This window comes from Rhizobium sp. LjRoot258, assembly GCF_964254185.1.
Classification (GTDB): domain Bacteria; phylum Pseudomonadota; class Alphaproteobacteria; order Rhizobiales; family Rhizobiaceae; genus Rhizobium.
The window spans coordinates 402,442-426,446 of the sequence record NZ_CAXUST020000003.1 but is presented as its reverse complement, the minus strand read 5'-3'; the positions used below and the strand labels follow the sequence as shown (position 1 = coordinate 426,446).

The following is a 24,005-nucleotide window of genomic DNA, read 5'->3' as shown; positions in this document are numbered from 1 at the left end:
AAAGGCAGCGCGACACAAAGTTCGCCCTTCGCCCGGCCGAGGCGACCTCTAAAGCCAAGGATTATGTGGATGTTGCCCGAGCACAATTTCGGTTCTGGCCTGCAGATTGGTTGCCGAAACGCTCGGCGTGCGCTGCGGCGGGACCCCACGCTAAATCTTGCTATAGATCGAAGGCTTCCTTGAGGCCGACACTCTTGCGTTCGCGTAGATCGAGGTCCGCCTCGATGTGCGCGATGTGGTGAAGCATCAACTGGCAAGCCTCCTCCAGATCGCTTCGCTCGATCGCAGCGACGATGTCGCCATGCTCGGAATGGCCGCAGCTCGAGATGGTCGATTGGCCGTAAAGGGCGATCACGAGCGAGGAGCGCGCGACGAGTTCATCCATGAAACGCTGCATGATGGCGTTGCCCGATATCGCCGCAAGCGTCAGGTGAAAATCGCCGGAAGCCTTGATTTCGGCGCGGCGTGCTGTCTGACCGCGTTCGCCCATCAGTCGGCCTTCTTCGAGCAGCAATTGCTTCAGGTGCTGGATCTGCGAAGGCGTAATTCTGGCTGCCGCCTCCCGCAGAATCCCGGGCTCGATGAGACGACGCGCCGCGAAAATCTGGCGTGCCTCTTCCGGCGAAGGGTAGGCTACGAAGGCACCTCGATTTTTCTCGACGCTGACCAGGCCCTCATAGGAAAGGGACTGCAAGGCTGCTCGAGCGAGTGTGCGGCTGACATTGAACAGGTTGCCAACGTCGCTTTCCGACAGCTTCGTTCCTGGCGATAGGCGCCGTTCCACGATCGCATCGCGGATCGCGTCGCGGATTTGTTGCGCGCCGGTATCGGCAGAATCGTCGGCGGTTTGGAGGGCCCTTGCGGAGGATTTCATGAAATCGGATACCTTTTGACCGGGAAATGATATCTGCGTTTCCCGCAAAAGTTAAATGGAATCTGCTCTCAAAGTGACGTCTAAATTGTATACGATAATCTGCACGAATTGCAGACGATAGCCTATTTTATGTGCAAGATGGCATCGTGCCTGAATTTTGAGACGACGGCGATTTCAGGGACAAGTCTCTGATTTGCCGATGCCTGATGCGCCGCAACGGGAACTGGCACGGCAGATGCATTCTCTTTCTCAAACAGAGGAAGACCGATGTCGAAAGCCGCAGAGATCGATATAGTATCCGTTTCCAAGGTGTATGGCGCCACGACGGCCGTCCATTCCATCAGCCTGAAGATCCCGGCCGGCTCCTACTGCTGCTTCCTTGGGCCTTCGGGCTGCGGCAAGACTTCGACGCTGCGCATGATCGCAGGTCACGAAAGCATTTCCTCCGGCGACATCAGGCTTGGAAATGCCGTCGTCACCGATTTTCCACCGGCCAAACGCGGCACTGCAATGATGTTCCAGTCCTACGCGCTGTTTCCGCACCTGGACCTCGTCGACAATGTCGCCTTCAGCCTGAAGATGAAAGGCGTTGAGAAGGAAGAGCGTCGCACCAGGGCGCTGCAGATGCTGACGCTGATGCAGATGGACGCCTATGCGACGCGGCGGCCGGCGCAGCTGTCGGGCGGCCAGCAGCAGCGTGTGGCGCTGGCGCGCGCTCTTATCACCGATCCGGAGGCGCTGCTGCTCGACGAGCCGCTTTCGGCACTTGATCCGTTTCTCAAGATCCGCATGCGCGCCGAGCTCAAGAAGCTCCAGAAGAGCCTCGGCATCACCTTCGTTCATGTGACGCATAGCCAGGAAGAGGCGATGGCGCTGGCCGATCTGATCGTCATCATGAACGACGGCAAGATCGAGCAGGCGGCAACCCCGCGCAAGGTGTTCGAAGAGCCCGCCACCGCGTTCGTCGCCCGTTTCATGGGCGATCACAACGTGCTGTCTGGCCGTGTCGTCTCCTCGCAAAACGGGGTCACGACGCTGGAGGCGCCGGAGGGGCAAGCGTTTTCCGTGCGCGGCAATGGCAAACAGGTCGGCGAGAGCGTCGACATCGGCATCCGCACCGATCGCGTCCGCCTCGACGCGACCGCCGACAAGACGCTCGGCTTCAACGGCATCGTCTCCAACATCGAATATCGCGGCGCGTCGGTGAAGATCACCGTCGTCGGCGCGGGCAGTGACGACTTCACGGTCATCGCGAATGACAACGACTACTTCGCCAAACCCGTATCGGTCGGCGATGCGGTGTCTCTGAGTTGGGCTCTGGAGGACGCAATCCTCCTTGGCCATGCATGAACCTCACCACCAAAAAAGGGGAACTGACATGACAACTGAAAAGAACACGACCAAGACGGAACCGGGCATTTCCCGCCGTAGCCTGCTGAAGACTGGCGCTGCCGCCATCGGCGCAGCCGCGGGCTCCGGCCTGATCACTGGCTTCCCGACCATCTGGGCGCAGTCAAACATCACGCTTCGTCAGTTCGGCACCGGCGTATCGAATATCAACGCCATCGCCGAGCAGTGCAAAAAGGACCTTGGCATTACGCTCGAGATGACGGCAACCGATTCCGACGCTGCCGCCCAGCGCGCCGTGACGCAGCCAGACAGCTACGACATTGCCGATATCGAATACTGGATCCTGAAGAAGGTCTATCCGACCGGCGTCATCCAGCCGATGGAAACGAAGAAGCTGAAGTATTACGACCAGGTCGTGCCGCTTTTCAAGACGGGCAAGCTGAAGCCAGACAGCGTTATCGCTCAGGGCACGGCGCCGCACACCGTCGGCTACGTCGAAAGCAAGGATGCCAAGACCTTCGCCAAGGGCGAGACCGAATTCTTCACCATGATGCCGACGATCTACAATGCCGATACGCTGGGTATTCGCCCTGACCTCGTCGGCCGCGAGATCACCACCTGGGCCGATATCATGGATCCGAAGTTCAAGGGCAAGACCTCGATCCTCAACATCCCGTCGATCGGTATCATGGACGCCGCGATGATCATGGAAGCCTTGGGCAACATTAAATATGCCGACAAGGGCAACATGACCAAGGAAGAGATCGACAAGACGATCGAGTTCCTGATCAAGGCAAAGCAGGATGGCCAGTTCCGTGCCTTCTGGAAGAGCTTCGACGAGTCCGTCAACCTGATGGCCTCCGGCGAAGTCGTCATCCAGTCCATGTGGTCGCCGGCCGTTGCCGCCGTCCGTTCGAAAGGCATCGCCTGCAAGTATCAGCCGCTCAAGGAAGGCTATCGTTCGTGGGGCGGCGGTCTCGGCCTTGCCTCGCACCTCAAGGGCGCTCAGCTCGACGCGGCATACGAATACATCAACTGGTACACGTCCGGCTGGGTCGGCGGCTACCTCAACCGCCAAGGCTATTACTCGGCCTGCATGGAGACGGCCAAGGAGTTCATGACCGCCGATGAATGGGGTTACTGGATCGAAGGCAAGGCGGCGCAGGGCGATGTCCTCTCCCCGGAAGGCAAAGTCATGGAGAAGGCTGGTGCTGTTCGCGACGGTGGTTCGTTCGAAGAGCGCATGGGTCATGTCGCGTGCTGGAACTCCGTCATGGACGAAGACCGCTACATGGTTCGGCGCTGGAACGAGTTCATCGCCGCTTAAGGCATACCGCTTCTGCCAGGCCCTCTCCCCAGTTCCTTTGGGGAGAGGGTATCCACAACGGAGAGACCGCAACATGGCCACGATCGCGTCTTCGCAGGCCGAGCAACAATCGGAACAGTTAAGCCGTCGAGGGATCGGATGGCCGGCATGGACAGCGTCCTATCTGCAGGCAACGCCGCTGATCCTCATCCTCGGTTTCTTCTTCATCCTGCCGATTGCCATGATCGCGGTCGTCAGCTTCTGGGATTACGATTTCGCAGGTCTTTACCCGGCCTTTCTAACCATGAACTACACCGACACGCTCGGTTCATGGGTTACGTGGAAGACCTATCTCAACACCCTGAAATTCACGGTGATCGTCTGGAGCTTGACGCTCTTCATCGGCTTCTGGGTCGCCTATTTCCTGGCCTTCCACATCCGCCGCACGACGACGCAGATGATCCTTTTCCTGGTCTGCACCGTGCCGTTCATGACCTCGAACATCATTCGCATGATCTCCTGGATCCCGGTGCTCGGCCGTAATGGGCTCGTCAACTCAGCGCTGGTTCAGATGGGCATCGTGCCGCAACCGATCGAATGGCTGCTCTATTCCGATTTCGCCGTCGTTCTTGCCATGGTGCACCTCTACACGCTGTTCATGGTAACGCCGATCTTCAATACGCTGATGCGCATCGATCGCTCCCTGTTCGAGGCGGCGCGCGATGCCGGCGCCAGCGGCTGGCAGATCCTATGGAACGTCGTTCTGCCACTTGCAAAGCCCGGCATGGCGATCGGGACGATTTTCGTCGTCACCCTCGTCATGGCCGATTTCTCGACCGTCCAGGTCATGTCCGGCGGCCAGAGCGCCTCCGTGGCGCTGATGATGAAGAACCAGATGTCGCTACTGCAATATCCGGCCGCTGCCGCCAATGCGGTGGTGCTGCTGGTGGTCGTCCTCCTGATGGTCGCCGCGATCCTGCGCATCGTCGACATCCGCAAGGAGCTGTGAGATGAACCACGAGAAGCGCACCTTCGAATTCTATGTGCTCGCGGCATTCTTCGTCATCTTCGTGCTCTTCCTCTACGGACCGCTGTCGGCGATCCTGATCCTGTCGTTCCAGGGACCGGATGGCGGCCTGACGTTCCCGCTGAACGGTGTATCCGTTCATTGGTTTTTCAACCTCTTCGAGAAGCAGGCGGTCGGGGACTTCGGCGCGTCTTTCCGTCGCTCCTTCACGCTCGGGCTGATGGTGATGGTGGTCACCGTTGTCGTTTCGCTGCTCGCAGGCCTGGCGTTCCGGCGCCGCTTCCGCGGTTCGACCGTGCTTTTTTATGCAACCGTCGCAAGCCTCGTCGTTCCATCGATCATCATCTCGCTCGGGATCGGCGTGGTGTTCCAGCAAAGCGGCCTGAAGCCAGCCTGGTATTCATCCGCATTCGGCGCTCATCTGACATGGACGCTGCCGTTCGGCGTGCTGATCATGTTTGCCGTCTTCAACCGCTTCTCTCCGGCCTATGAAGAGGCGGCGCGCGATCTCGGCGCGACCTCCTGGCAGACGTTCAGGCATGTCGTGCTGCCGATGATTGCGCCAAGCCTGATCGGCGTTGGCCTTTTCGGCTTCACGCTCTCCTATGATGAATTCGCTCGTACGCTGATGACATCGGGCAGCTACAACACGCTGCCGCTCGAAATCTACGGCATGACCACCAACGTCACGACGCCGGTGCTCTACGCGCTCGGAACGGTGACGACGCTGTTTTCCTTCACCATCATTCTCGTCGCGCTCGGCATCATGCTCATGCTGCGCCGGCGCCAAGCAAAGACAAGTTGATTTCATGCGCATTCTTCTCGTCAATCCCAATACAACGGCTTCCATGACCGAGAAGGCGGCTGTCGCTGCCCGCGCCGTCGCGGCCTCCGGCACCGAAATTATTGCTGCGACCTCCCGCATGGGGCCGGTCTCGATCGAGGGGCATTACGACGGTGCCTTGGCAATCCCGGGGCTTCTCAGCGAACTGAAGGAACAGAAGGCCGGTGGCTATGACGCGGCCATCATCGCCTGCTTCGACGATACGGGGCTTGATGCCGCGCGCAGCTTTGCCGACGTGCCGGTGCTCGGGCTCTGCGAGTCCGCGGTCGCGACGGCCGGGTTCCTGGCGCAACGCTTTACCGTCGTGACGACGCTGGAGCGCTCGCGCGTTCTGATCGACAATCTCGTCCGGCGCTATGGCATGGGCGGTCGTGCCAAGGTGCGCGCATCGGATATACCGGTTCTTCAGCTCGAAGACCCTGCGTCGGGAGCCATCGACAAGCTGCGAACCGAGATCGAACGGGCGCTCTTGGACGATGGGGCGGAGGCGATCGTTCTCGGTTGCGCCGGCATGACCGATCTGGCGCGCGAGCTGCAGGATATTTACGGCGTCCCGGTCGTTGACGGTGTCGCTGCCGCGGTCAAGCAGGCGGAGGCGCTGGTGTCGCTCGGGCTATCGACCAGCAAGCGCGGCTCCTATGCATCGCCGCTGTCCAAGCCTTTCACGGGCGCGATGAGCGCCTTTGCGCCGATGCGGGCAGCAAGCTGATCCATGTCGGTATCTTTCGACTTCGAGACACTCTCCGAGCGCGAACGCTACAAGCTGATGATCGGCACCATCATTCCGCGGCCGATTGCACTCGTGACGACTGTCGACGAGCATGGCCGCATCAATGCAGCACCTTTCAGCTTCTTCAATTGCCTGTCGGCCGATCCGCCGATCCTGGCGCTCGGCGTCGAAAACAATCCGGATATGTCCTTCAAGGACACGGGCCACAACATCCGCATGACCGAGGTCTTCACCGTCAACATCGTGTCGTTTGCCATCGCGGAGGCGATGCATGTCTGCGGTTCGAAATATCCGCGCGGCGTCGATGAATTGAAGGAAGCCGGACTGACGGCGATGCCTGGCGAGAAGGTCGCCTCGCCTTGGATCGCGCAGGCGCCGGCAGCCTTTGAGTGCCGGCGCCACGTCACGCTGGAGCTCGGGAAGTCCCGGCAGATCATCATGGGCGAAATCGTCTACGCGCACTATCGCGATGGCGTCGTCGATCCGGAACGGCTGCGCGTCGATCCCGCTGAAGTCGATGCCATTGCGCGCCTCGGCGGCGACACCTGCTCCACGATCCGCGATCGCTTTGAGATGCTGACACCGAAATTGTAAGGCCGCGCTATCACCACGAGCCTCATGAAGGATCTCAAGGCACTGCGTCTGGCATTGATGCTGCCGATCATATCCTGGTCATCGACAACTTCCGAAATCATCCCGGTGTTCCTCCCCTATGGCGCAGTTTCCGCGTGGCCATGGACCCATTCGCGTTGGATGCAGACATATGCTGGAACAGTTGGGTGCTGCTGTCGTTATTGTTTGTCATGGAGGACGCTATGTCGAACGTTTCGAAGACAGGTACCGACGATATCAACAATGCGACCAACCCGAATACGTTCGGGCGTTCGGTCGAAAGCCAAGCGCAGATCGCCGATGCGGCTGCGCAGGGCTCGCCCGGCAGCGCCGGAGAACCACTTAGGATCTATCGTCTTGAGCCGATTGCCGCGCCCGACGATCCAAGATGGGCCAACTCTCCAGGACATGGAGTTGTCGTCGTGGCGGCGCGGACGCCAGGCGACGCGCGGATCATGGCGGCAAGTCGCGAGCTGGACTTCATGGAGGTTGACGCGGCGCCTGCAGAAGACGTGACGACGGCCAACGCGAGCGCTTTCCGGGACGACAAGCTCTACACCGTGATCGAGATCGACCGTGATCGTACCGACATTTCGCGCGGGATCCTCGATGGCAACATCTCAGTCGATACGATCCGGCCAGTGCAACCGGACTGACGCACTCTGATCGAGTCTGCGGTATCTGCTCGCTTCATCGGCCCTCAGGCCTTCACGGATCCGCCCCATCATGAGACCCTCGATGTCATGTTTCTGCGTGACAGGGATCAATTCCTCCACGACGCGGCAGACGGGTCTCGTCAAACCCAAACCTTTGGTTCGATATCGGACGGTGGGCGAAATGCAGGAACCATTAGTGCCCGTATCCATTGCGGTTGATGCTCGGAGGAAACCGCAATGCCGCAATACGCTTCCCTTCAAAATGACATCGTTGCCCTGCGTCCTGTCATGCAGGCCTTCGCGCATCGCTTTACCAGATCAGATGCCGATGCCGAGGATCTTGCTCAGGAAACGATCATGAAGGCCCTCAGCCATCTGGATCATTTCACGCCCGGAACCAACCTCAAAAGCTGGATGTTCACCATCCTGCGGAACCACTACTGCAGCCAGTACAAGCGCTCGAAGCGTTGCCGTCCAGCCTCCGATCTCTCCGACGGCTCCTTCGACATCCCCGTGCCATCGGATCAAGAATGGCCATTGCGGCTGAAAGATGTTTCAGACGCGATTGATCGCCTGCCCCAACAGTTGAGACAAGCGCTGATGCTGGTCGTGGCTGGGCGCTCGTACATGGATGCTGCAAAGGAGTGCGGGTGCGAAATCGGCACCATCAAAAGCCGCGTCGCACGTGCACGGGTGGCTTTGATGCTGGCTTTGGACGAGGTCTCCTTTAGCGAAGCTGCAACCCGGTAGAAAAAAATCCCGTTAAAAGCGCGCAATTCGAAGTGCGCTCCAGGCTGACCGCCTCGCTCGCGTCTGGCACTGAGAGAATCCCTACGGCCACCAGGCGCGGTTAGTGGAACGCAGTCTGCCTGGCCTCGAGATAACGGGCCATCGCACTTAGGCGGCGGGGGCAGACAAGACCGACGCGGTACAAGGCGATAATTGTTCGCGCAAGCCGATCGGGATCGGTGCAGATGTTGTCTGCCCGCAGACGTTCGAAAACCGGTGTGAGAATCTCAAAGTCGGTGGACGTCAGGATGTCAGGGAAGTATCTCATCTGATGCACGGCGCCCTCCACGAAACTCATCCCTGGCAAAACCCTACGCTTCTGATCGAAGAGTTCAAGCGAATCCTAATGTGTCCGAAAGGTTTGCTGGAGACGATGGTAGATCGCACAGATCTCTCGTTTCGCCTCGCTCAGAACAAAGCATCCGGGGGGCTTCAATGAACTCGAAACGAAGGCCGCGAACACAAAAGGGATCTGGCCAACATCAAGCATTTCCACGCACGCGATCATCTCGTGACCCTCGTAATCGAGATCGACGATCGCGCCATCGTGGCCACCAAGGTCAGAAGCGGCAAGGGTGGCCGCAGCAATCGGACCCGCGAGAACGATGTCCATTGCTTTCCAAGCGTTTGACACACTCGACGGGAGCGTCCGTTTGGAAATCACAAGATATCGAAGCATGGCTGCCCCCTGAGTTGCGACATCCGAACAGAGCATACTCGGAGATGTTCCTGAAGTCTCCCCTTGCACGAGCTCCGATCTGGGGAGAGGTGAGTGCCAGGGACCACCATGGTGTGGGTTTCCGTTTAGAGGGGCACAACGGTTGCGGACGGCTGCGGCCGTTTAGAGCGAGTTGTGGGACGGCGTCTCCGGTTTTCTCGTGTGAGCGCGAGCCTACTTTGGACGCCAAGCGTCCACCCCGTTCCGCAAATCCGGGGAAGCCTATTCGGAAAGCTCACCGATTGGCCTTGAAGGCCTCCCACCGTCCATCTCGTTCGCTTTCGTAGGCCGGGCTTAACTCGGCCATCAGTTCCTTCCGTTTCAGCGGCTCCCCGCAAGATTGACAGAGCGGGCCAAGGCCTGCCGGTTTTCCGCAGGCAAGATGCGTATATTCAACGGCGCGGCCCTCTTCAGGTGACTTCATCCAGGCCTCGCCCCAAGCTCGAAGCGCCAGCAGCACGGGATGGAAAGCCTCACCTTTTTCGGTCAGGTGGTATTCGTAACGCGGCGGCCGATTGCTGTAGCGGCGCCGTATGACGAGTCCCTCCTCCTCCAATGTCTTTAGACGCGCCGCGATCATCTGTGGCGTCCCCCCGGTCTGGGCCTGAATCTGTTCAAACCGATGACCGTGCATGAATAGTTCGCGCAGGATCAGCACCGTCCATCGATCTCCGACGACGGCTTCAGAACGAGCAACCGGACATAGGGTGGTCGTGGGAGTCTCATTCCGCTTCATGTCACTTTCTTTTTCATAGGGTCTTGTAGCTATGATTTTCATAGCCAACATAAGTGCTCGTTGAAACAAGTGCAACGGGCAAACGGAAGAACTCGTTATGAGCGATCACGAAATCGTCGATTCAAGCTTCACCGCAATCATCAACGCACCCTTCGAAAAGATCGACATCCCGAAATGGTGCTTCAATCTGTCAGAGGACGAGTATCAGCGCTGTTCTCCAGCCCACATCGCCGCCGGCTTTACCACGGCGCCGGACGGGAGGCGCATGTCGATCAATGTCGAGACCATTGGCGGCAGCCTGATGGTTCAACACTACGTCGAGACGTTGGGCGAGAAACATCACCTGATCCTGCAGTCCGTTTCGGATATATTCCCGCCTACGGGCCGCACGACGATCCACGTGCTTTGGGAACTCAGCGTCAGACGCATCGACGATCAGACATGCGAATTTACCAACCACGTTCGTTCCAGAGCAACGGAAGAGTTCAAGGCTTCACTCGACAGGCAGGGCATCCCGTTCGACGTCTTTCGCGCGCAGCGACAGCCGATGTCGATCGCCCACAACAAGGGTGAGACGCCGCTCTTTGCCGCGAGCATCGAGCGGGCGGCGATTCGCAACTAGGCACTCCACGATCCAAAGCAAGGAGACCAACATGTCAAAGCCAAACTACAGCAAGGAAACGACCGCGCTGCTCTTCGTCGATCCCTACAACGACTTCCTCTCGGAGGGCGGCAAGATCTGGGACCGCATCAAGCCCGTTGCCGAAGAGGTACGCCTGATCCAGAACCTCAAGGCCATCGACGCCGCCGTTCGAGGCGCTGGCATCCGAGTGTTTATCGCGCCCCACCGCCGCTGGGAGCCGGGCGACTACGAGGACTGGGCGCATCCCAATCCGACGCAGGTCGCGATCATGCATCGCCATTCCTTCGCACGCGGCGAATGGGGTGGTGAGTGGCATCCCGATTTCGCGCCGAAGCCGGGCGACGTCGTCGCCAAGGAGCATTGGGGTCAGAGCGGCTTTGCCAACACCGACCTCGATCAACAGCTCAGGCAGCGCGGCATAACGCACCTCATCGTGGTCGGCCTGCTCGCCAACACCTGCATCGAGTCGACGGCGCGCTATGGCATGGAGCTGGGCTACCACGTGACATTAGTGCGCGATGCGACCGCCGCTCCTACACACGAGATGATGCACGCCGCCCACGAGCTGAATGGCCCGACCTACGCACACGCAATCCTGACAACAGCAGAGCTGCTGGCGACCCTGCCAAATGCGCCCGTTTCAGACGAGGCCACGCTATGATCTTGTTGACGAGATGGTTCGCCCCCGAAACTTCGCATGATGTCAGCGACCACGGTCGGCGCATGCTGATCGTCTCGCCGCAGTTGGACTGGTGGCGGCGGGTGTAGGCACCGCATTGCGTCCCGCTCCGGCCGCGGCTGCGACTGCGACTACGACAGGCGACCCTGATCCGGTCTTTCCGCGCGCATGCCGCAGACGAGGACCTGATGGACCTTCGTCAGCGTATCCGCATGACCCGCTGGCCCGACCGGGAAACGGTCGCCGATCAGTCGCAAGGCATCCAGCTCGCAAAGCTGAGACCGCTCGTCGAGCACTGGGGCACGAACGACGACTGGCGGAAGGCCGAGGCGAAGCTCAATGCCTTCCCACAATTCGTCACCCAGATCGAGGGTATCCACTTCATTCACGTTCGCTCGAAGCATCCGAACGCCATGCCCGTCATCATCACCCATGGCTGGCCACGTTAGGTGTTCGAGAACTTGAAGGCCATCGGTCCGCTCACCGATCCGACCGCTCATGGCGGAACGGCGGAGGACGTCTTCGATGTGGTGACCCCGTCGATGCCCGGATACGGTTTCTCCGGCAAGGCGGCCGAACACGCTTGGAAGATTTGGTCGCTGGATTGGGCAAATCCCTCCCCTGGAGACACACGGTGACCTCGCGCAATCGGTACCATGGGGCAAATTCAACCGGCAATGGACGATCCCGTAATCGCCAAAAAGCACACATACTGGGAAAGCAATGGCCAGGTGATGCGCCGCGTCCGTATCGTTTGAGAAACGTTGCTGCCTCGCACGTCGGCTGCTGAGTGAACGGAACGTTCCACCGAGAACCCTCGCTTGGGATTGCGACATTTCAGGAGAAGACGCCGGCGGTCATTGGCTGGCAGCGGATCAAACAGTCCTCCTCCCTTCCGCTAGTCTGCCCCGTCCTTTTTTGCCCGCTCGATGAATTTCCCGGCGACCGCTTTGCCAAGTGCGGCACCGGCCCGGTTGTCCATTTCATAGTGGATGCCGGCCCAGATGCGGGAATCGCCCGCCTCCTTGCCGACCGTGCGGATGAACTCCGCCTGGTCGGGGAACAGGTAGGCAAGCACCTCTGATCGGGCAGTCGACAACGTGGAGTGGTTCGACGGATAACTGGGATGGGCCGGCACTGCGAACAGGGGAGTGATGCTCGGGTCAAGCATGTTGGGCCGCAGGTACCAATAAGCGTATTTCCCGTCATTGCTTGCAATTAAGGCGTCGTAGTAGACCGCCGCGAGCATCGCGTAAGCCCGTGCGGCGCGCGGCGGGTTCGAATCCGTCTTGTCCTCGAACATCCACTTGCTGGCATAGTCATACCAGTCGGTGAACAGGCCGGATGGGCTTTGCCAGTAGAACGCCTTGTAGCTGTTGGGGAATTTTCGCTCAAACTGCCGGACTGCATCCGTCTCGGCCTTCACGGCCGCAGACTTGCAGTCGGGCGGGCTCGGTGACCTGAATTCATCGGCTGCCTCGAGCAGGATCGGCTCCCAGTTTGGCACGGTTGCATTGGCGGGTCTGTCTCCGACCCACATGCACGGCCCGGTCGGCACCGTGCCGGTCCAGACGGCATCGGAGCCGTCGGCCTTTGCCCGCGCAATCACTTGCTCTGCCACGCGTCGCCCCAGTTCCAGGCCGGCGGAAGAGTCGCTTGGGAACTGGACACCGGCAAGGACACGCGACTGTGCGGCTTCTTCGGCCATCGCCTGGAACGACGACGCCTCGTCCGGAAAGAAATAGGCAAGAACAGTCGCAGCGGCTCCGGCGGCTGCCGCGTGTTCAGATGGATAAGCGGGACTCCGAGGCGTAGGCAGCGCAGTCGGCAGTGTCGTATCCACCTCCTTCGGGCGGGGGCGATTGTAGACGTATTTCGACTCCCAAGCCGCGACGGTGGCGTCGTAGACCGCGATCGTCAAATAGGTGTAGACGCGATGCGCATTGGGGATCGCCTGGTTTGCGAGAAGACGGTTGTTGACCAGGTCGATCCATCGATAGCCGGGCGAGCCGGCGTCCCAGAACGTGATCTTGGCGGCGACTTGCGCATCGTTCTTTGCGACAAGTTCGCGGACCTGCTCCAACTCGGTTGCGGAAGTATCCGGTGGGGGCGAGACTCGGAAGTCTTTGCCCGACGTGATTACCCACGTCTTCCACGTTCCAGCCTTTGGCTCTATCTGATCCGATTGGGCGAAAGCGAAGTTCCCTGACAAAAGGATTAGCGCGCAGGCCCTGCTAAAGCCGCTAAGCATGTTCGACCCCCATAGTTGATCCTCGGCCCAAAGACGGAAGGTTTTTTGCCTTGACGGCCGTTCCACTTTCTATTTTAGCAACCTCTAATTATACCGCGAGGCGCTGCCAAGTGAAAGGATCAAAAATGAGGGGAGGTTGTAGGAAAGGTCAGGCCCCGCTCGCCGAGGCCCTTAAACGCTATATCCGGATCGAGCAATACGCGCGGCCGCTAGAGTAATGTTCACGTTGAATTCACGGTACGACCGGCGTTGACTTGCATGTTCTGACCATCGAGTTTGTGACAGCTCACCTCCAATGCGGGGCTCATGGAGAACGGCAGGCTTCGCTTGCCGATGTGCTGGATTCGAAGCGTTCTCGCGGCGAACACTATCGCAAAGGAGGCGGAACGCCTTTGCAGCTTGAACATACTCTGAGGATGATCGTGATCTCGCAAAGGCCGAGAGAATACAGCCGCGACTGACGGTGTTCAATCGCCACTGGAAAGCGCCGCTTTGAGCGGAGTTGAATGGCGAAACCATCGGCGAGATTTTCGCATCCAGCACGCCGGGAACGCCATCAAATCTTTCCGACATCATAGCAAAGCCGCGTGATGAGAGGCTTCGCCGTCCGTTTGCGCCGATAGCTGCAGCGGCTGACAGTTATACAGCACAGAATCGCCGAATTCATGCGCGCGGTAGCCCGACGCGGTGAGCGCTGCAGACGTCTTGGCGAGCAGGGCATCGTCAGCGAAAGCTCGCAGCAGCTCGAAATGGCTTTCGCCGGGCTGGTGGACGCCCGTGAGAACCGCATCGGCCACGCGAAGCGACGTGCCCTGTGCGATGCGCCCTGTCGCAATGCCATTTCCGGCCCGCACGCTGCCATCGGGATTGGCGGCTGCCTCGAGCGCGCGCACGACGCTCGTTCCGATCGCGATGATGCGGCTGCCGTAGAGCTTCGCCCGCGCGACACGCTCCGCGGTGGGCTCGGGGATGTGGTAGGGCTCATCGAAGGGAAGGCGCGAGTCGAGCGCTCGATCGCCAGTGGAAGAAACGCCCGCGGCATGCGTGAGTGCTGCGAATCCGACGTCGCGCAGACGCCAGGTTTGAAGCGTGCGCCAGTCGAGCGCGAAGGACGCCGACGGCGCCTCGAACGCCAACGGCCGGGCGGCAATCTTCGTCCAAACATCCCACAGTGCCAACGGCTCGGGAACATGCGCGTATTGGATCGGCCGGCCGTGCTGCGCCATTCCTGCAAGCACCGCTGCGGGGGTTCCTGGGAAGCGGAGCTCGAGAAGTCGGGGATGGTCGAGAAGACGCTCGATGACGGCGTCAAGCGGGCCGAGCCGCAGGCTGTCGCCTGTTGACAGCGCAGGCGGAGGCAGCCGGTCTTCCGTTGGCGTGCGGTGATCGCCCAAGCCGAAGGCAATCGCCACGAAGCGGGTAGGATCGGGAAGTGATAGCCAGCCGGCCAGGCGGATCTCGATCGCCTCGCCGCTTGGGACATGCGTGCCGTGTAAGCTGGCAGGCAAGGTCGCGGCGTCATTGGCGACAACAAGATCGCCGGGATTGAACAGCGTCGCGAGCCTGGTGCGCGGCAGGTCACTCATCGTGCCATCCTCCTCCACGATGAACAGCCTGGCGGAGCGCCAATCGGAGCGGGCGCCGACCATCATGCATATTCCCCGGGGAAAAGCTGAGCCCGGACCGACAATGCGTCGAGCATCTCTTCGATGACCTCGGTAGCAGCAAGCTCGGGGGCTTTCAACGTCGACGGATCGGCGTCCGGAAGCGCCAGCGCGTGAAGTGGGGTGTCCATATCACCAGGGTCGAGCACGAGGAACCTTATACCATCGGGCTTCGCCTCCTCGTCCCAGATCGCGGTCAGATGGGCAAGAGCGGCCTTGCTCGCGCCATACGCGCCCCAGCAAGGATACGCGTTGACTGCTGCATCACTGGAGATGTTGATCACCAGCGCCCCGCGGCCCTCGCGTGCGGACGCAGCAAGCGCACCGAACAGGGCTTTCGTCAGCCGGAACACGCCGAGGACGTTCACCGCAAGCGCCGCTTCGAGCTCCTCGCAATCGGTATCGGCAAGAAGCGCCAGAGGGACAGGACCGAGGCTTGACGCATTGTTGATCAGGACGTCGAGCCCGCCAAGGCTGGCAGTGACCTGCATTGCGATCGGGTAAATGTCGTCCTTCTTGCCGATGTCAGCGACAATGCCGTGCGCGCCCGTCTCGGCTGCAACGCGTTCGACATTGGCGGCTGCGCGAGCGACGAAGGCGACGCGCGCGCCTTTCGCTGTAAGCTGCCGCACAAGCGCCAGTCCGAGGCCGGACGTGCCACCCGTGACCATCACGCGAAGTCCCTGAAGATCGCTATTCATCTGCATTGCCGGTGCTCCTCCAATCCGAAAGAACAGTTGCTACAAGTTCAAGTTAACTTGAAGTCAAGTGGGAATCGTGCTTTCATTCCTGCATGAATCCGATGCTGACCATCACCGACGTGTCGCGGCGCAGCGGCGTAGCCTCATCGGCACTGCGCTTCTACGAGGAGCGCGGGCTGATCACATCCGAGCGGGCCGGCTCGGGGCATCGGCGCTATCACCGGTCCGTATTGCGCCGGATCGCCTTCATTGCCTTTGCGCAACGCATTGGGTTGACGCTTGAGGAGATCGGTGCCGAGCTCGCCAAGTTGCCGGCCGACCGCGTGCCGTCGCGTCGGGATTGGTCACGGCTGTCGGGCGAGTGGGCAATGCGCATCGACCAGCGCATAGCCGAGTTGCAGCGCCTGCGGTCCGGGCTTACCGAGTGCATCGGCTGTGGCTGCCTGTCGATCGACCGGTGTAGCCTGGCGAACCCTGCTGATGTGGCAGGACGCAAGGGGCCAGGGCCGAGGTATTGGCTGGGGTGAATTGGGTGCCGGTTACTGAAATCTGTGCCGAGACCGCCTGATGGCGACGATCACCCACGTCCTAACCATCGACTATGTCGCGGAAATACTCAACGAGGACCCTGAGCTCGTTCGGGCGATCGTCAGAAATTCCGATAATCTGACCTATGGAGGTATCATCAGCGTCTGTGCCGGATCAGACGAGGCAATTACTGCTCTCACTGACGATGGCATTGACGAGCTGCGCCAGATGCTTGCTCGCGCTCGCCGCCCGACCGACGAATGGAACGACTTCCTCAAAGCCTTTTGTCGACGACGAAGAGCTCATCGCCCGCATCAAAGCGAAGTCTCCGCGGTAACAATCGGGCGGTTACGGTTGAAGAGATGTTGAACACTTTCGAATACGCCAAGCAGCTCACTTTGGTGCACTTGAATGATCGGTTCTTCGGAATCGATACCGCCGCCTCAGTCCCTCAGCTCGCCTCAAATTGGATTATGGCCCACCCTCGAACGGGCTGCATAGGACTACCTCTCACTAAATGTCATCCAATATATGCATAAAACGCGCGTATATGCATAAAACGCGCGCCATCCTCGCGGCAGGCTCTTGATTGCAAAAATCGATTCCGTAAGGCATTGATATCATTGGTTTTTCAACGCAGAAAATTTTCATGCATAAAAGCTGCATGAAATACGGGTCACTGAAGCCGGCGCTTTCGATAGTTGGGCCGCAACAAGAACCATCCGCAGCCACTCCTTAGGATCGAAGCTGGTGGGCTTTTCCACATGCAGCTTTTGGAGCAAAGAGGAAGTCGCCATCGGCGCCGAGCTCGCCAAGTTGCCGGCCGACCGCGTGCCGTCGCATAGCAGCATTTGCAGGATCGTTGGCACACAATGCGTAAAGGTTACGCCTTCGGTTTTGATCAGCTTGACGAGCAAAGCAGGGTCGTAGCGTCCTGGATACACGTGTTTGACGCCAGAAAGCGTCGCCATCCCCGGCAACCCCCAGGCATGCGAGTGAAACATCGGGGTGATCGGCATATAGACGTGATCGCGGCAAAACCGGCCCTGTTTCGCGGCGGTGCCGAAGAAAGCCATTTCGGCAAGTGAGTGGAGAACCAGTTGTCGATGACTGAAGTAGACGCCTTTCGGCGAACCCGCCGTGCCGGTCGTGTAAAAGGTAGTGGCAAGGGCGTTTTCGTCGAAGTCCGGGAATTTGTAATCAGGCGAAGCGCCGACGAGGGGGGCCTCATATTCGCCGGCGAATGTAAGCCCGCCGGTTTGGGGCACCGCCCGATCCGACATCAGGATTAGCGTCTTCACGTTGGGCAGCTGCTGCTTGAGGCCTTCCAGAACCGGGACGAAGTCGTACAAAGCATTGGGAATTTTGACGTTTCATGCATCATCGATAGGCAAAAGTGATCGGACAGCGGAAGACTCGCTTTGGCCGACATTGTCGTCTCGCATAAGGTAAAATATCTCTCCCCTGTGACGAGCTTTAGCCGATAATCCTGCGACGATGAGGCTGATGCAGAGCGGGCTGATGGCGCAACGGCGTCGCGCTACAATCGCAGTGCCGGGCGCGCCCGGTACCGGTCCACACTGCGTAGTCGGTTGCGACCGGAACGGTTCGAAGTGTGAGTGCCTCAACATCTTCTTCAAGGAAGGGCGGATTGTGAACATACGGCGAATGTGCACGAGCATTTTCGCTGGGGATAGGCGCAAGGCGCGTGCCTCATCCGTTGCCTGCACTACCAGCAGGTAAAGCCGGCATCAACGTTGACGATCGACCCGGTCATGAGGCTGGCCGCGCCGGACGCAAGGAAAAGGACTGCGCTCGCCACCTCCTCCGGAGTTCCCATCCTTCCCATCGGCGTGTCCGCGAGCCAGATTGGAATGCGCTCGCGATTGGCTTCAACGGTTACCACCATCGGGGTCTCGATGTAGGTCGGGGCGACGGCGTTTACCCTGATGCCGTGATGTGCCCATTCGGCCGCCAGTGAGCGGGTAAGGTGATGAACCGCTGCCTTCGAGACGTTGTAGGCTGTCTGCGGCTGGGGCCTATTGCAAATGTTTCCCGACATCGAACCGAGGTTCACGATGGCGCCCCGCTTCATTGAGATCATGTGACGACCGAACGCACGCGAGCACCAGAAGACGCCGTTGACGTTGACATTCATCATGCGCAGCCAGTCGGCATCGGTGACATCCTCCGCAGAAATACCGCTCTGGCCAATTCCGGCATTGTTCACGAGGATCGTCGCAGACCGCGAAGCATCGGCAAGCTCCGCTGCTATCGCTTCCATGCGAGCGGCGTCGGTGACATCGCCGACCCGGACTTCGACGTCGTATCCTTTGTCTCGCAACGCAAGTGCTTCCTGGGCGTCGGCCTCGCTACGTTCGATAACGACGACGGCGGCGCCCGCCTCGGCCAGCGCCTCCGTGCAGCACAGTCCAATCGCGCGCCCTCCCCCGGTGACCACCGCACGTTCGCCGTCGAGGCGAAATTTCTCCTGGTAACTCATGCTTGGCTCCTTCAGATGTCGAATGCGCTGGGCAGGATGACCACGTCGCGGATCGTCACATTTCGCGGGCGCGTCAGCATGAAGATGATCGCGTCGGCGACTTCCTTGGGTTCGATCAGCGCGCCCGCCTCCTTGGCCTTGCGGAGGTTTTCTTCGGGCCAGTCAGAAAGCAGTGCACTTATGACAGGTCCAGGAGAGACCGAGCCGACGCGAATTCCGTTCTTAAGTAGCTGCCGTCGCATCGTCTGCACAAAGCAGTTCATGGCCCACTTCGAAGGCGAATAGACCGGTTCCCACGGAACCGCCGAATGTCCCGCGACCGAGCTGGTGACGATGATGTCGCCGCTGCCACGCTCCACCATGTGCGGGGCGACCGTCCTGACATTCTTGATGACGACGTTGACGTTGAGATTGAGCATCCGGTCGATTGCATCGAGGCCTGCGTCGACGAGGTCGCCCCCGATGTACGTTCCCGCGTTGGCGTGGAGGATATCTAGGTGCCCGGTCTTGGACAGGACGCCCTCGAGCAGGGACGCGCACTTCTCAGGATCGAGCAGATCCAGCGCCAGCGGGATCGCGCGGTCGCCGAGCCTTTCGCAGACTTCCTTCAAAGCCCTTTCGTCACGGTCCACCAGCACGACCGTCGCGCCCGCGGCAAGCATCGCCTCCGTAGACGCGAGCCCTATGCCGGACGCAGCGCCTGTGACCGCCGCGATCTTTCCATTCAATTCGTTCATCACTTTCTCCCCCTGCTTTGATCCTGATTGCTAATCTTTCCCGACGCCGCAGGCCGCGTGATAATCGGCGAGGCTCCGTGTCACCCTCCAGATCAAAACCTGTTCCGGATCGAGTGGTGCGTCTGCGAAATCCTGCGCGGCCGGCATATGCTGCCAGAACAACGGAAGCGGTACGGACTGTCCTCGGAGTGCCTCGCAAAGGCGCCGAACGGCGTTTTGGGCTTCGGGCGACGTCCAGTAGTATCTGATGCGGTCGGAGAGCGAATAGTGGCGCAACCACCGCCTCCCGCCGTCCGTTCCGTGATAATGGCGGCTCCAGTTGCCGGGCTGGTCGAGCATCAGCTCTTCCATGGCGGCGTAGAGCGGACGCTGTCCGTAGTCGGGCAGCAGATCCGATGCGATCGAGTCCAGGGCGTAAAGCGCCTCGCGCAGGACAAAGGTTAGCTCCGGACCGACCTTCAGGATGGGAAACCCGTCTTCCACCAGCGCGGTCAGCGGGTGGGTGCCCTGGTAGTCCGTCGAGTGAGCCTCGAATACGAACTGCGGCTCGTCGGCGAGCACCGACTTCAGCTCGTCGATCTTGCTGTGGTCGTACAGGATCACATTATGGTTGCCGAACTCAACACCCGGCTGAACGACCAGCCCGATGGCTCGCGTGAAGGCCTCCTGCAGGCCAGCCTTTTCAAAGACCCGGCGATGGACGTCGATCGTCTCGCGCGCTGCTGCAGCCGCCGTCGGCTCGATCGTGCTGAGGGCATGGTCGGCGCCTCCCGGAGGCGGCACTTCCGTCCCGATGACGTACACCGGCATTGCACCGCCAGCCGCCCTGGCACGGTCCTCGGCCACCGCCGCAAGGCGTGCCGCGCGGTGTGCCGTGGTTTCATCGTCGAGGGCGACCGGCTCACCCTTGCAGCCCATCGAGGCGTCGAGGTGGATCTTACGGAAACCGGCGTCGACGTAGGCGGCAACCATCTTCTGCGCCTCGGCCATCGCCTCCTCCGCCGGACGGTCGCGCCATGGATTGGGACCGAGGTGATCTCCGCCGAGCACGACGAGATGCTCGAGGCATCCCTCCTCGGCCGCGATCTTGCGAACGAGGCACGCGAAGTTGCTTGGCGTCATTCCGGTGTAACCGCCCAAATGGTTGACCTGGTTGCAGGTCGCTTCGATCAGGACGGTGCTCTCATGCTGCCGTCCATGGCGGAGCGCGGCGCGAAGCACTATGGGATGGGCGGAGCATACGGACGTGATGCCTCTGGGACGGCCTTCGATCCTCAGCGCGGCAAGTTCGTTGAGATGGACCTGCATCAGGAACGCCTTTCCGCTGAGGCGATGAACGCATCGAGTTCTTCGCGGGTGCCTGCCCCTTCCATCGGGCCGCGTACCGTCACATTGCGGGCACCGGCGGCCGCCGCGTAGGTAAGTGCTTCCTTGGGAGACATTCCGAGGCGCCGGCAGGTGAGATACGCTCCGCCGAAGCAGTCGCCGGCGCCGGTAGGATCGACCTCCTCAACCACAAATGCCGGAGCGTCGACGCGATCTCCTTGGCTGCCGAAATACGTCGCTCCTTCGGCGCCGCGCTTCAGTACGATCTCGTTGACGCCGATCTCGAAGAGACGACGGATCGCTTCCGCCTCGCCTTCGACGCCGGCGGCACGGTGGAGCTCCTCACCGGACGGGAGAAGCAGATCGGCGGCAGCGACGAGCTTGGAAAACCGACGCTCGGTGTCCTCGTCCAGCTTCAATTCCTTGCGGATATTGGGATCCACGGAAAGCGTTCCCCCGCGGGCCTTCACGATGTCGACCGCCTTGTCGACAACCTCGCGCGCACTAGGGACGGACAGAGCGGAGCCCATCACGTGAAGATGTCCGCTCCGATTGATGAGGTCGCTAACCGCCTGGGACCAGCCGAAGCGCGCGGCTGCGGACTTGGCGATGTTGTAGACGAAATCTCTGGAACCGTCCTTGCGGTAGCGGACGAAAGCGCTTCCGGTCGGATAATCCGGGTCGATGGAGATCGCCGAAACATCGACGCCGTCGCGCCTGAGGCGGTCCGTGTTGACCCGGCCGAAATCGTCGTCGCCGACGGCGCCCACCATTGCTGCCGCACCGCCCAGTCGTGCGCATTGCGAGATGAAGATTGCCGGCGCTCCGCTGGCGAACGGACCGACGAGCGGCTGGGCTTTAAGGAAGCCGTTGCCAACCGTGGTTGCCACGATCTCGACGAGGATCTCCCCTACGCACACCGTGGGACCAAGTCGGTCCGGAGCCAATACTGAAGCCATTGCAATCCTGCTTTCGATCACTGTTGTCTAGCTAAGTTGCTGCCAATCGTTGGGGTGCACCGTCTTCCCCGCTGAAGTCCTCATTCTCCATAGAGAGGAAGCGCTGGTGCAGCATGCACGCCGCCCCGAAGGCGGAACCGAACTCCGCATCGTCGTCCACGACGATTTCCGGAGTGGGAAAAGGTATGTTCTGCCCCTCCGACATGTGGGCTGCCACGCGGGCGGCCACCATCGGGTAGAGCGACGCCACGGAGCCGCCCAGCACGATCCTGTCAGGGTCAATCAGGCGGCAGGCCTGGAGAAGCGCGTACGCGAGATGGCGCGACCAGGTTTCGGCGATAGTGACAGCGGCCGGGACACGGTCCCGAACGTCGCCAAGGAATTCCTGTATATCGGCATCCACGCGGCCAACGGCTTCACGGTACTGCCTGATGAGCACCTCGCGCCCGATCAGTTGTTCGAACTTCTGCCCCCCGCTCCCCGGGACGAGGGTGTGTCCGATCTCTCCCGCCAGCCCATGTCCTCCCCGGAACAGCTTGCCGTCGATCATAATCCCGCCGCCGACGCCGGTTTCCATGGTGAGGAAAAGCGTCACGCCCGCTGTTCCATGGCGATAGCTGTCACCAATCGCGAAGGCGTTCGCGTCGTTCTCAACTGCGATCGGCACATCGGCCGGAAAGGCGGCGCGACCGATCTCCTTCAACGGCACTTCGCGCCAGCCAATGATCGGCGCGAGGGTAACAAATCCATCTGGCCGGATGTGAGCCGGCGCCGATATGCCGAGACCTTTGCATCGCCGGATCATGTCCTTCGACATCGCCCCGACAATCAGTTCCACGCCTTGCGCTACGGCCTCCTCCACCGTAGAGGACGGCGTGTCGAATACCATCTTCCGACAGACCCGGACTTCGGCGGAAAGATCCACGACGGCAGCCGAAATATGTTCGACGCCGATCTCGATTCCAACGAAGAACGCAGCGTCGGGCACCAGCTCGAGCATGATGCCCGGACGCCCTAAGCGGGAATGCTCCGAGCGTTGCTTGCTGCTTCCGTCCGATTCCTGAACGAAGCCGCCTTCCGTCAGTTCGGCCACGATCTCGCCCGAGGACGAACGGTTCATGCCGAGCTTTCGCGCCAGATCGGCGCGGCTCATCGACCGGTGACTATAGATCGTCTGCAAGGCGGCAACGATGTTGTTCTGCCGGATCTTGCGCGGTGAACTTCCGATCGAGGCGGTGTCGGTCATGGTCATTTCCCTTCAAATCAGCCTGTTCGAACCCTTACACGTTTGGAACGGGCCGTCAGAAGGATAATCAGGGGCGCGCGTTCGTGGCGCGGCGCCGCTTTGCTTCTTCATATTTCAGTTCAATGTAGTGCTTCGCGTGCGCCGCCAGCGGATCGTTGTCTGTCCACGTATCGCGCCAGATCGCGCAGGCGAGTGAGAGGCCTTCGTCGACCACGGTCGTCGAGAAGCTCTCGAACACGACGTCGCGGTTGTAGTCGATGTCGAGAAGAGCGTCGAAGATGAGATCGAAGTTGATCACGCCATCGCCGAGATAGCCGCGATTGCTTTCGCCGATGTGGAAGTAGCCGATCTTGTCGCCCGCCAGTCGAATCGCGGCCGCTGGATTGGCTTCCTCGATGTTCATATGGAAGGTGTCGAGGTGGAGGCGGACACGCTCCGACCCGGTGTCGGAGATGAACTTCAGTCCCTGTGCCGTCGTGTTCAACAGGTTCGTCTCAAAGCGGTTCACGACCTCCAGGACAAGATCGACGTTCGCTTCGTTGGCGACCTCGGCAGTCGCGGCGATTGCGGCGACGCTGTTGTCCCAGCCCTTCTTCGTTGGCTGTCGATTGTATTTGGTATGTGCGGAATAAAGGATGCCGCCCAACTTGTTTCCGCCGATGTCGCGGACGGCGCGCACGGCGTCGGCGAGCATCTGCTTGCCGGCGGTGACAGCCCCCCCGTCTTCGCTCGACACGTCCTTGTCGAGGGGCAAGCCCATCGTCACGCCGATCTCGACGTCGAGCGACTGGGCGAGTTTTGCCAAACGGTCCAGATCGAACTTCTCGGGCTGCAGATAAGCGAATTCGATGGTGCGGTATCCGTGCTCGGCCGTCTTGTTGAGAGCCATTTCAAGCCCTTCCTGAGTTTGGCCGCCTGTCCATACAAATGAATGGATACCCAATCGACGCATATCGTTTTCCTCCACAAAATGCCTTCAGTTGCGAACATTGCTATGTCATTTAGTTTGGTAAGGCAACAAATAATTTTGATCGTCACGTTTGTACGTATGCGAAAATTAAGATTGCACTGCAACAATTTAACTTGATTACAAGCGGATCAGCCCGCCCCGCAGAAATTAGTTTCC

At 60.2% G+C, this 24,005-nt stretch carries 26 protein-coding genes and 2 pseudogenes; 14 read left to right on the top strand and 14 right to left on the bottom strand.

The window, feature by feature from the left end:
* Window positions 1-160: 160 nt before the first annotated feature.
* Window positions 161-874 carry a GntR family transcriptional regulator gene (locus tag ACSQ9D_RS30535; RefSeq protein WP_436285545.1) on the bottom strand — a complete coding sequence of 238 codons (714 nt, stop codon included), beginning with the start codon at window positions 872-874 and terminating at the stop codon, window positions 161-163.
* A gap of 267 nt (window positions 875-1,141) precedes the next feature.
* Between ACSQ9D_RS30535 and ACSQ9D_RS30530 the strand changes: the two genes are divergently transcribed.
* The 8 genes from ACSQ9D_RS30530 to ACSQ9D_RS30495 all read left to right on the top strand — a co-directional run bounded on the left by ACSQ9D_RS30530 (window position 1,142) and on the right by ACSQ9D_RS30495 (window position 8,149).
* Entirely contained in the window at window positions 1,142-2,224 is a 1,083-nt protein-coding gene (locus ACSQ9D_RS30530; RefSeq protein WP_436285544.1) for an ABC transporter ATP-binding protein, read from the top strand.
* A gap of 28 nt (window positions 2,225-2,252) precedes the next feature.
* Window positions 2,253-3,551, top strand: coding sequence for an ABC transporter substrate-binding protein (locus ACSQ9D_RS30525; RefSeq protein WP_436285543.1), 1,299 nt, complete (start codon window positions 2,253-2,255; stop codon window positions 3,549-3,551).
* A gap of 73 nt (window positions 3,552-3,624) precedes the next feature.
* Window positions 3,625-4,539, top strand: a complete 915-nt coding sequence (locus ACSQ9D_RS30520) for an ABC transporter permease (RefSeq protein ID WP_436285542.1) — start codon at window positions 3,625-3,627, stop codon at window positions 4,537-4,539.
* A 1-nt stretch (window position 4,540) separates the two neighbouring features.
* Entirely contained in the window at window positions 4,541-5,362 is an 822-nt protein-coding gene (locus tag ACSQ9D_RS30515; protein ID WP_436285541.1) for an ABC transporter permease, read from the top strand.
* A 4-nt stretch (window positions 5,363-5,366) separates the two neighbouring features.
* Complete coding sequence (locus ACSQ9D_RS30510; RefSeq protein WP_436285540.1) at window positions 5,367-6,110, top strand: aspartate/glutamate racemase family protein; 744 nt, start codon at window positions 5,367-5,369, stop codon at window positions 6,108-6,110.
* A gap of 3 nt (window positions 6,111-6,113) precedes the next feature.
* Window positions 6,114-6,725, top strand: coding sequence for a flavin reductase family protein (locus tag ACSQ9D_RS30505; protein WP_436285539.1), 612 nt, complete (start codon window positions 6,114-6,116; stop codon window positions 6,723-6,725).
* Window positions 6,726-6,946: 221 nt separating this feature from the next.
* Window positions 6,947-7,399 carry a hypothetical protein gene (locus ACSQ9D_RS30500; protein ID WP_436285538.1) on the top strand — a complete coding sequence of 151 codons (453 nt, stop codon included), beginning with the start codon at window positions 6,947-6,949 and terminating at the stop codon, window positions 7,397-7,399.
* 237 nt (window positions 7,400-7,636) lie between these two features.
* Window positions 7,637-8,149: a sigma-70 family RNA polymerase sigma factor gene (locus ACSQ9D_RS30495; RefSeq protein WP_436285537.1), complete on the top strand. Its 513-nt coding sequence runs from the start codon at window positions 7,637-7,639 to the stop codon at window positions 8,147-8,149.
* A gap of 100 nt (window positions 8,150-8,249) precedes the next feature.
* Here the strand turns inward: ACSQ9D_RS30495 and ACSQ9D_RS30490 are convergent, their stop codons facing one another.
* The 3 genes from ACSQ9D_RS30490 to ACSQ9D_RS30480 form a co-directional block, all read right to left on the bottom strand.
* Window positions 8,250-8,465 carry a hypothetical protein gene (locus ACSQ9D_RS30490; protein ID WP_141652584.1) on the bottom strand — a complete coding sequence of 72 codons (216 nt, stop codon included), beginning with the start codon at window positions 8,463-8,465 and terminating at the stop codon, window positions 8,250-8,252.
* Window positions 8,466-8,531: 66 nt separating this feature from the next.
* Complete coding sequence (locus tag ACSQ9D_RS30485) at window positions 8,532-8,801, bottom strand: hypothetical protein (protein WP_436285536.1); 270 nt, start codon at window positions 8,799-8,801, stop codon at window positions 8,532-8,534.
* Window positions 8,802-9,141: 340 nt separating this feature from the next.
* Complete coding sequence (locus tag ACSQ9D_RS30480; RefSeq protein ID WP_436285953.1) at window positions 9,142-9,642, bottom strand: winged helix-turn-helix transcriptional regulator; 501 nt, start codon at window positions 9,640-9,642, stop codon at window positions 9,142-9,144.
* Between the two features lie 97 nt (window positions 9,643-9,739).
* On the opposite strand from ACSQ9D_RS30480, the gene ACSQ9D_RS30475 reads away from it, so the two are divergent.
* The 4 genes and pseudogenes from ACSQ9D_RS30475 to ACSQ9D_RS30460 all read left to right on the top strand — a co-directional run.
* A complete protein-coding gene (locus ACSQ9D_RS30475; RefSeq protein WP_436285535.1) occupies window positions 9,740-10,264 on the top strand; it encodes a hypothetical protein in 525 nt (174 codons plus the stop codon).
* Window positions 10,265-10,295: 31 nt separating this feature from the next.
* The gene (locus ACSQ9D_RS30470) at window positions 10,296-10,946 is read left to right on the top strand and encodes a cysteine hydrolase family protein (protein WP_436285534.1); all 651 of its coding nucleotides are present in this window, start codon (window positions 10,296-10,298) and stop codon (window positions 10,944-10,946) included.
* 206 nt (window positions 10,947-11,152) lie between these two features.
* Complete coding sequence (locus ACSQ9D_RS30465; protein ID WP_436285533.1) at window positions 11,153-11,413, top strand: epoxide hydrolase N-terminal domain-containing protein; 261 nt, start codon at window positions 11,153-11,155, stop codon at window positions 11,411-11,413.
* A 123-nt stretch (window positions 11,414-11,536) separates the two neighbouring features.
* A pseudogene (locus ACSQ9D_RS30460) lies at window positions 11,537-11,722 on the top strand (sulfite oxidase); the annotation flags it as partial.
* Window positions 11,723-11,862: 140 nt separating this feature from the next.
* Here the strand turns inward: ACSQ9D_RS30460 and ACSQ9D_RS30455 are convergent.
* The 3 genes from ACSQ9D_RS30455 to ACSQ9D_RS30445 form a co-directional block, all read right to left on the bottom strand.
* The gene (locus tag ACSQ9D_RS30455) at window positions 11,863-13,047 is read right to left on the bottom strand and encodes a phosphatase PAP2 family protein (protein WP_436285532.1); all 1,185 of its coding nucleotides are present in this window, start codon (window positions 13,045-13,047) and stop codon (window positions 11,863-11,865) included.
* A gap of 740 nt (window positions 13,048-13,787) precedes the next feature.
* Window positions 13,788-14,867: an S-adenosylmethionine:tRNA ribosyltransferase-isomerase gene (locus tag ACSQ9D_RS30450; protein ID WP_436285531.1), complete on the bottom strand. Its 1,080-nt coding sequence runs from the start codon at window positions 14,865-14,867 to the stop codon at window positions 13,788-13,790.
* Window positions 14,864-15,586 (bottom strand): SDR family NAD(P)-dependent oxidoreductase, encoded by a 723-nt coding sequence (locus ACSQ9D_RS30445; protein ID WP_436285530.1) that lies wholly within the window; start codon window positions 15,584-15,586, stop codon window positions 14,864-14,866. The genes ACSQ9D_RS30450 and ACSQ9D_RS30445 overlap by 4 nt, the downstream gene beginning before the upstream one ends.
* 86 nt (window positions 15,587-15,672) lie before the next feature.
* Between ACSQ9D_RS30445 and soxR the strand changes: the two genes are divergently transcribed.
* Window positions 15,673-16,107: a redox-sensitive transcriptional activator SoxR gene (gene soxR, locus ACSQ9D_RS30440; protein WP_436285529.1), complete on the top strand. Its 435-nt coding sequence runs from the start codon at window positions 15,673-15,675 to the stop codon at window positions 16,105-16,107.
* Window positions 16,108-16,147: 40 nt separating this feature from the next.
* Window positions 16,148-16,445, top strand: a pseudogene (locus ACSQ9D_RS30435) (hypothetical protein).
* A 310-nt stretch (window positions 16,446-16,755) separates the two neighbouring features.
* Here the strand turns inward: ACSQ9D_RS30435 and ACSQ9D_RS30430 are convergent.
* From ACSQ9D_RS30430 to ACSQ9D_RS30400, 7 genes are all read right to left on the bottom strand, one after another.
* On the bottom strand, window positions 16,756-17,460 hold the full coding sequence (locus ACSQ9D_RS30430) for an AMP-binding protein (protein WP_436285528.1): 705 nt from the start codon (window positions 17,458-17,460) through the stop codon (window positions 16,756-16,758).
* A 377-nt stretch (window positions 17,461-17,837) separates the two neighbouring features.
* Entirely contained in the window at window positions 17,838-18,611 is a 774-nt protein-coding gene (locus ACSQ9D_RS30425) for an SDR family NAD(P)-dependent oxidoreductase (protein ID WP_436285527.1), read from the bottom strand.
* Window positions 18,612-18,622: 11 nt separating this feature from the next.
* Complete coding sequence (locus ACSQ9D_RS30420) at window positions 18,623-19,348, bottom strand: SDR family oxidoreductase (protein ID WP_436285526.1); 726 nt, start codon at window positions 19,346-19,348, stop codon at window positions 18,623-18,625.
* Window positions 19,349-19,378: 30 nt separating this feature from the next.
* Window positions 19,379-20,656 (bottom strand): D-tagatose-bisphosphate aldolase, class II, non-catalytic subunit, encoded by a 1,278-nt coding sequence (locus tag ACSQ9D_RS30415; protein ID WP_436285525.1) that lies wholly within the window; start codon window positions 20,654-20,656, stop codon window positions 19,379-19,381.
* Window positions 20,656-21,633, bottom strand: coding sequence for a tagatose kinase (locus ACSQ9D_RS30410; RefSeq protein WP_436285524.1), 978 nt, complete (start codon window positions 21,631-21,633; stop codon window positions 20,656-20,658). Before ACSQ9D_RS30410 ends, ACSQ9D_RS30415 begins: the two co-directional genes overlap by 1 nt.
* Window positions 21,634-21,664: 31 nt before the next feature.
* Window positions 21,665-22,879: an ROK family transcriptional regulator gene (locus tag ACSQ9D_RS30405; protein ID WP_436285523.1), complete on the bottom strand. Its 1,215-nt coding sequence runs from the start codon at window positions 22,877-22,879 to the stop codon at window positions 21,665-21,667.
* A 67-nt stretch (window positions 22,880-22,946) separates the two neighbouring features.
* The gene (locus ACSQ9D_RS30400) at window positions 22,947-23,831 is read right to left on the bottom strand and encodes a sugar phosphate isomerase/epimerase family protein (RefSeq protein WP_436285522.1); all 885 of its coding nucleotides are present in this window, start codon (window positions 23,829-23,831) and stop codon (window positions 22,947-22,949) included.
* Window positions 23,832-24,005: the final 174 nt, after the last annotated feature.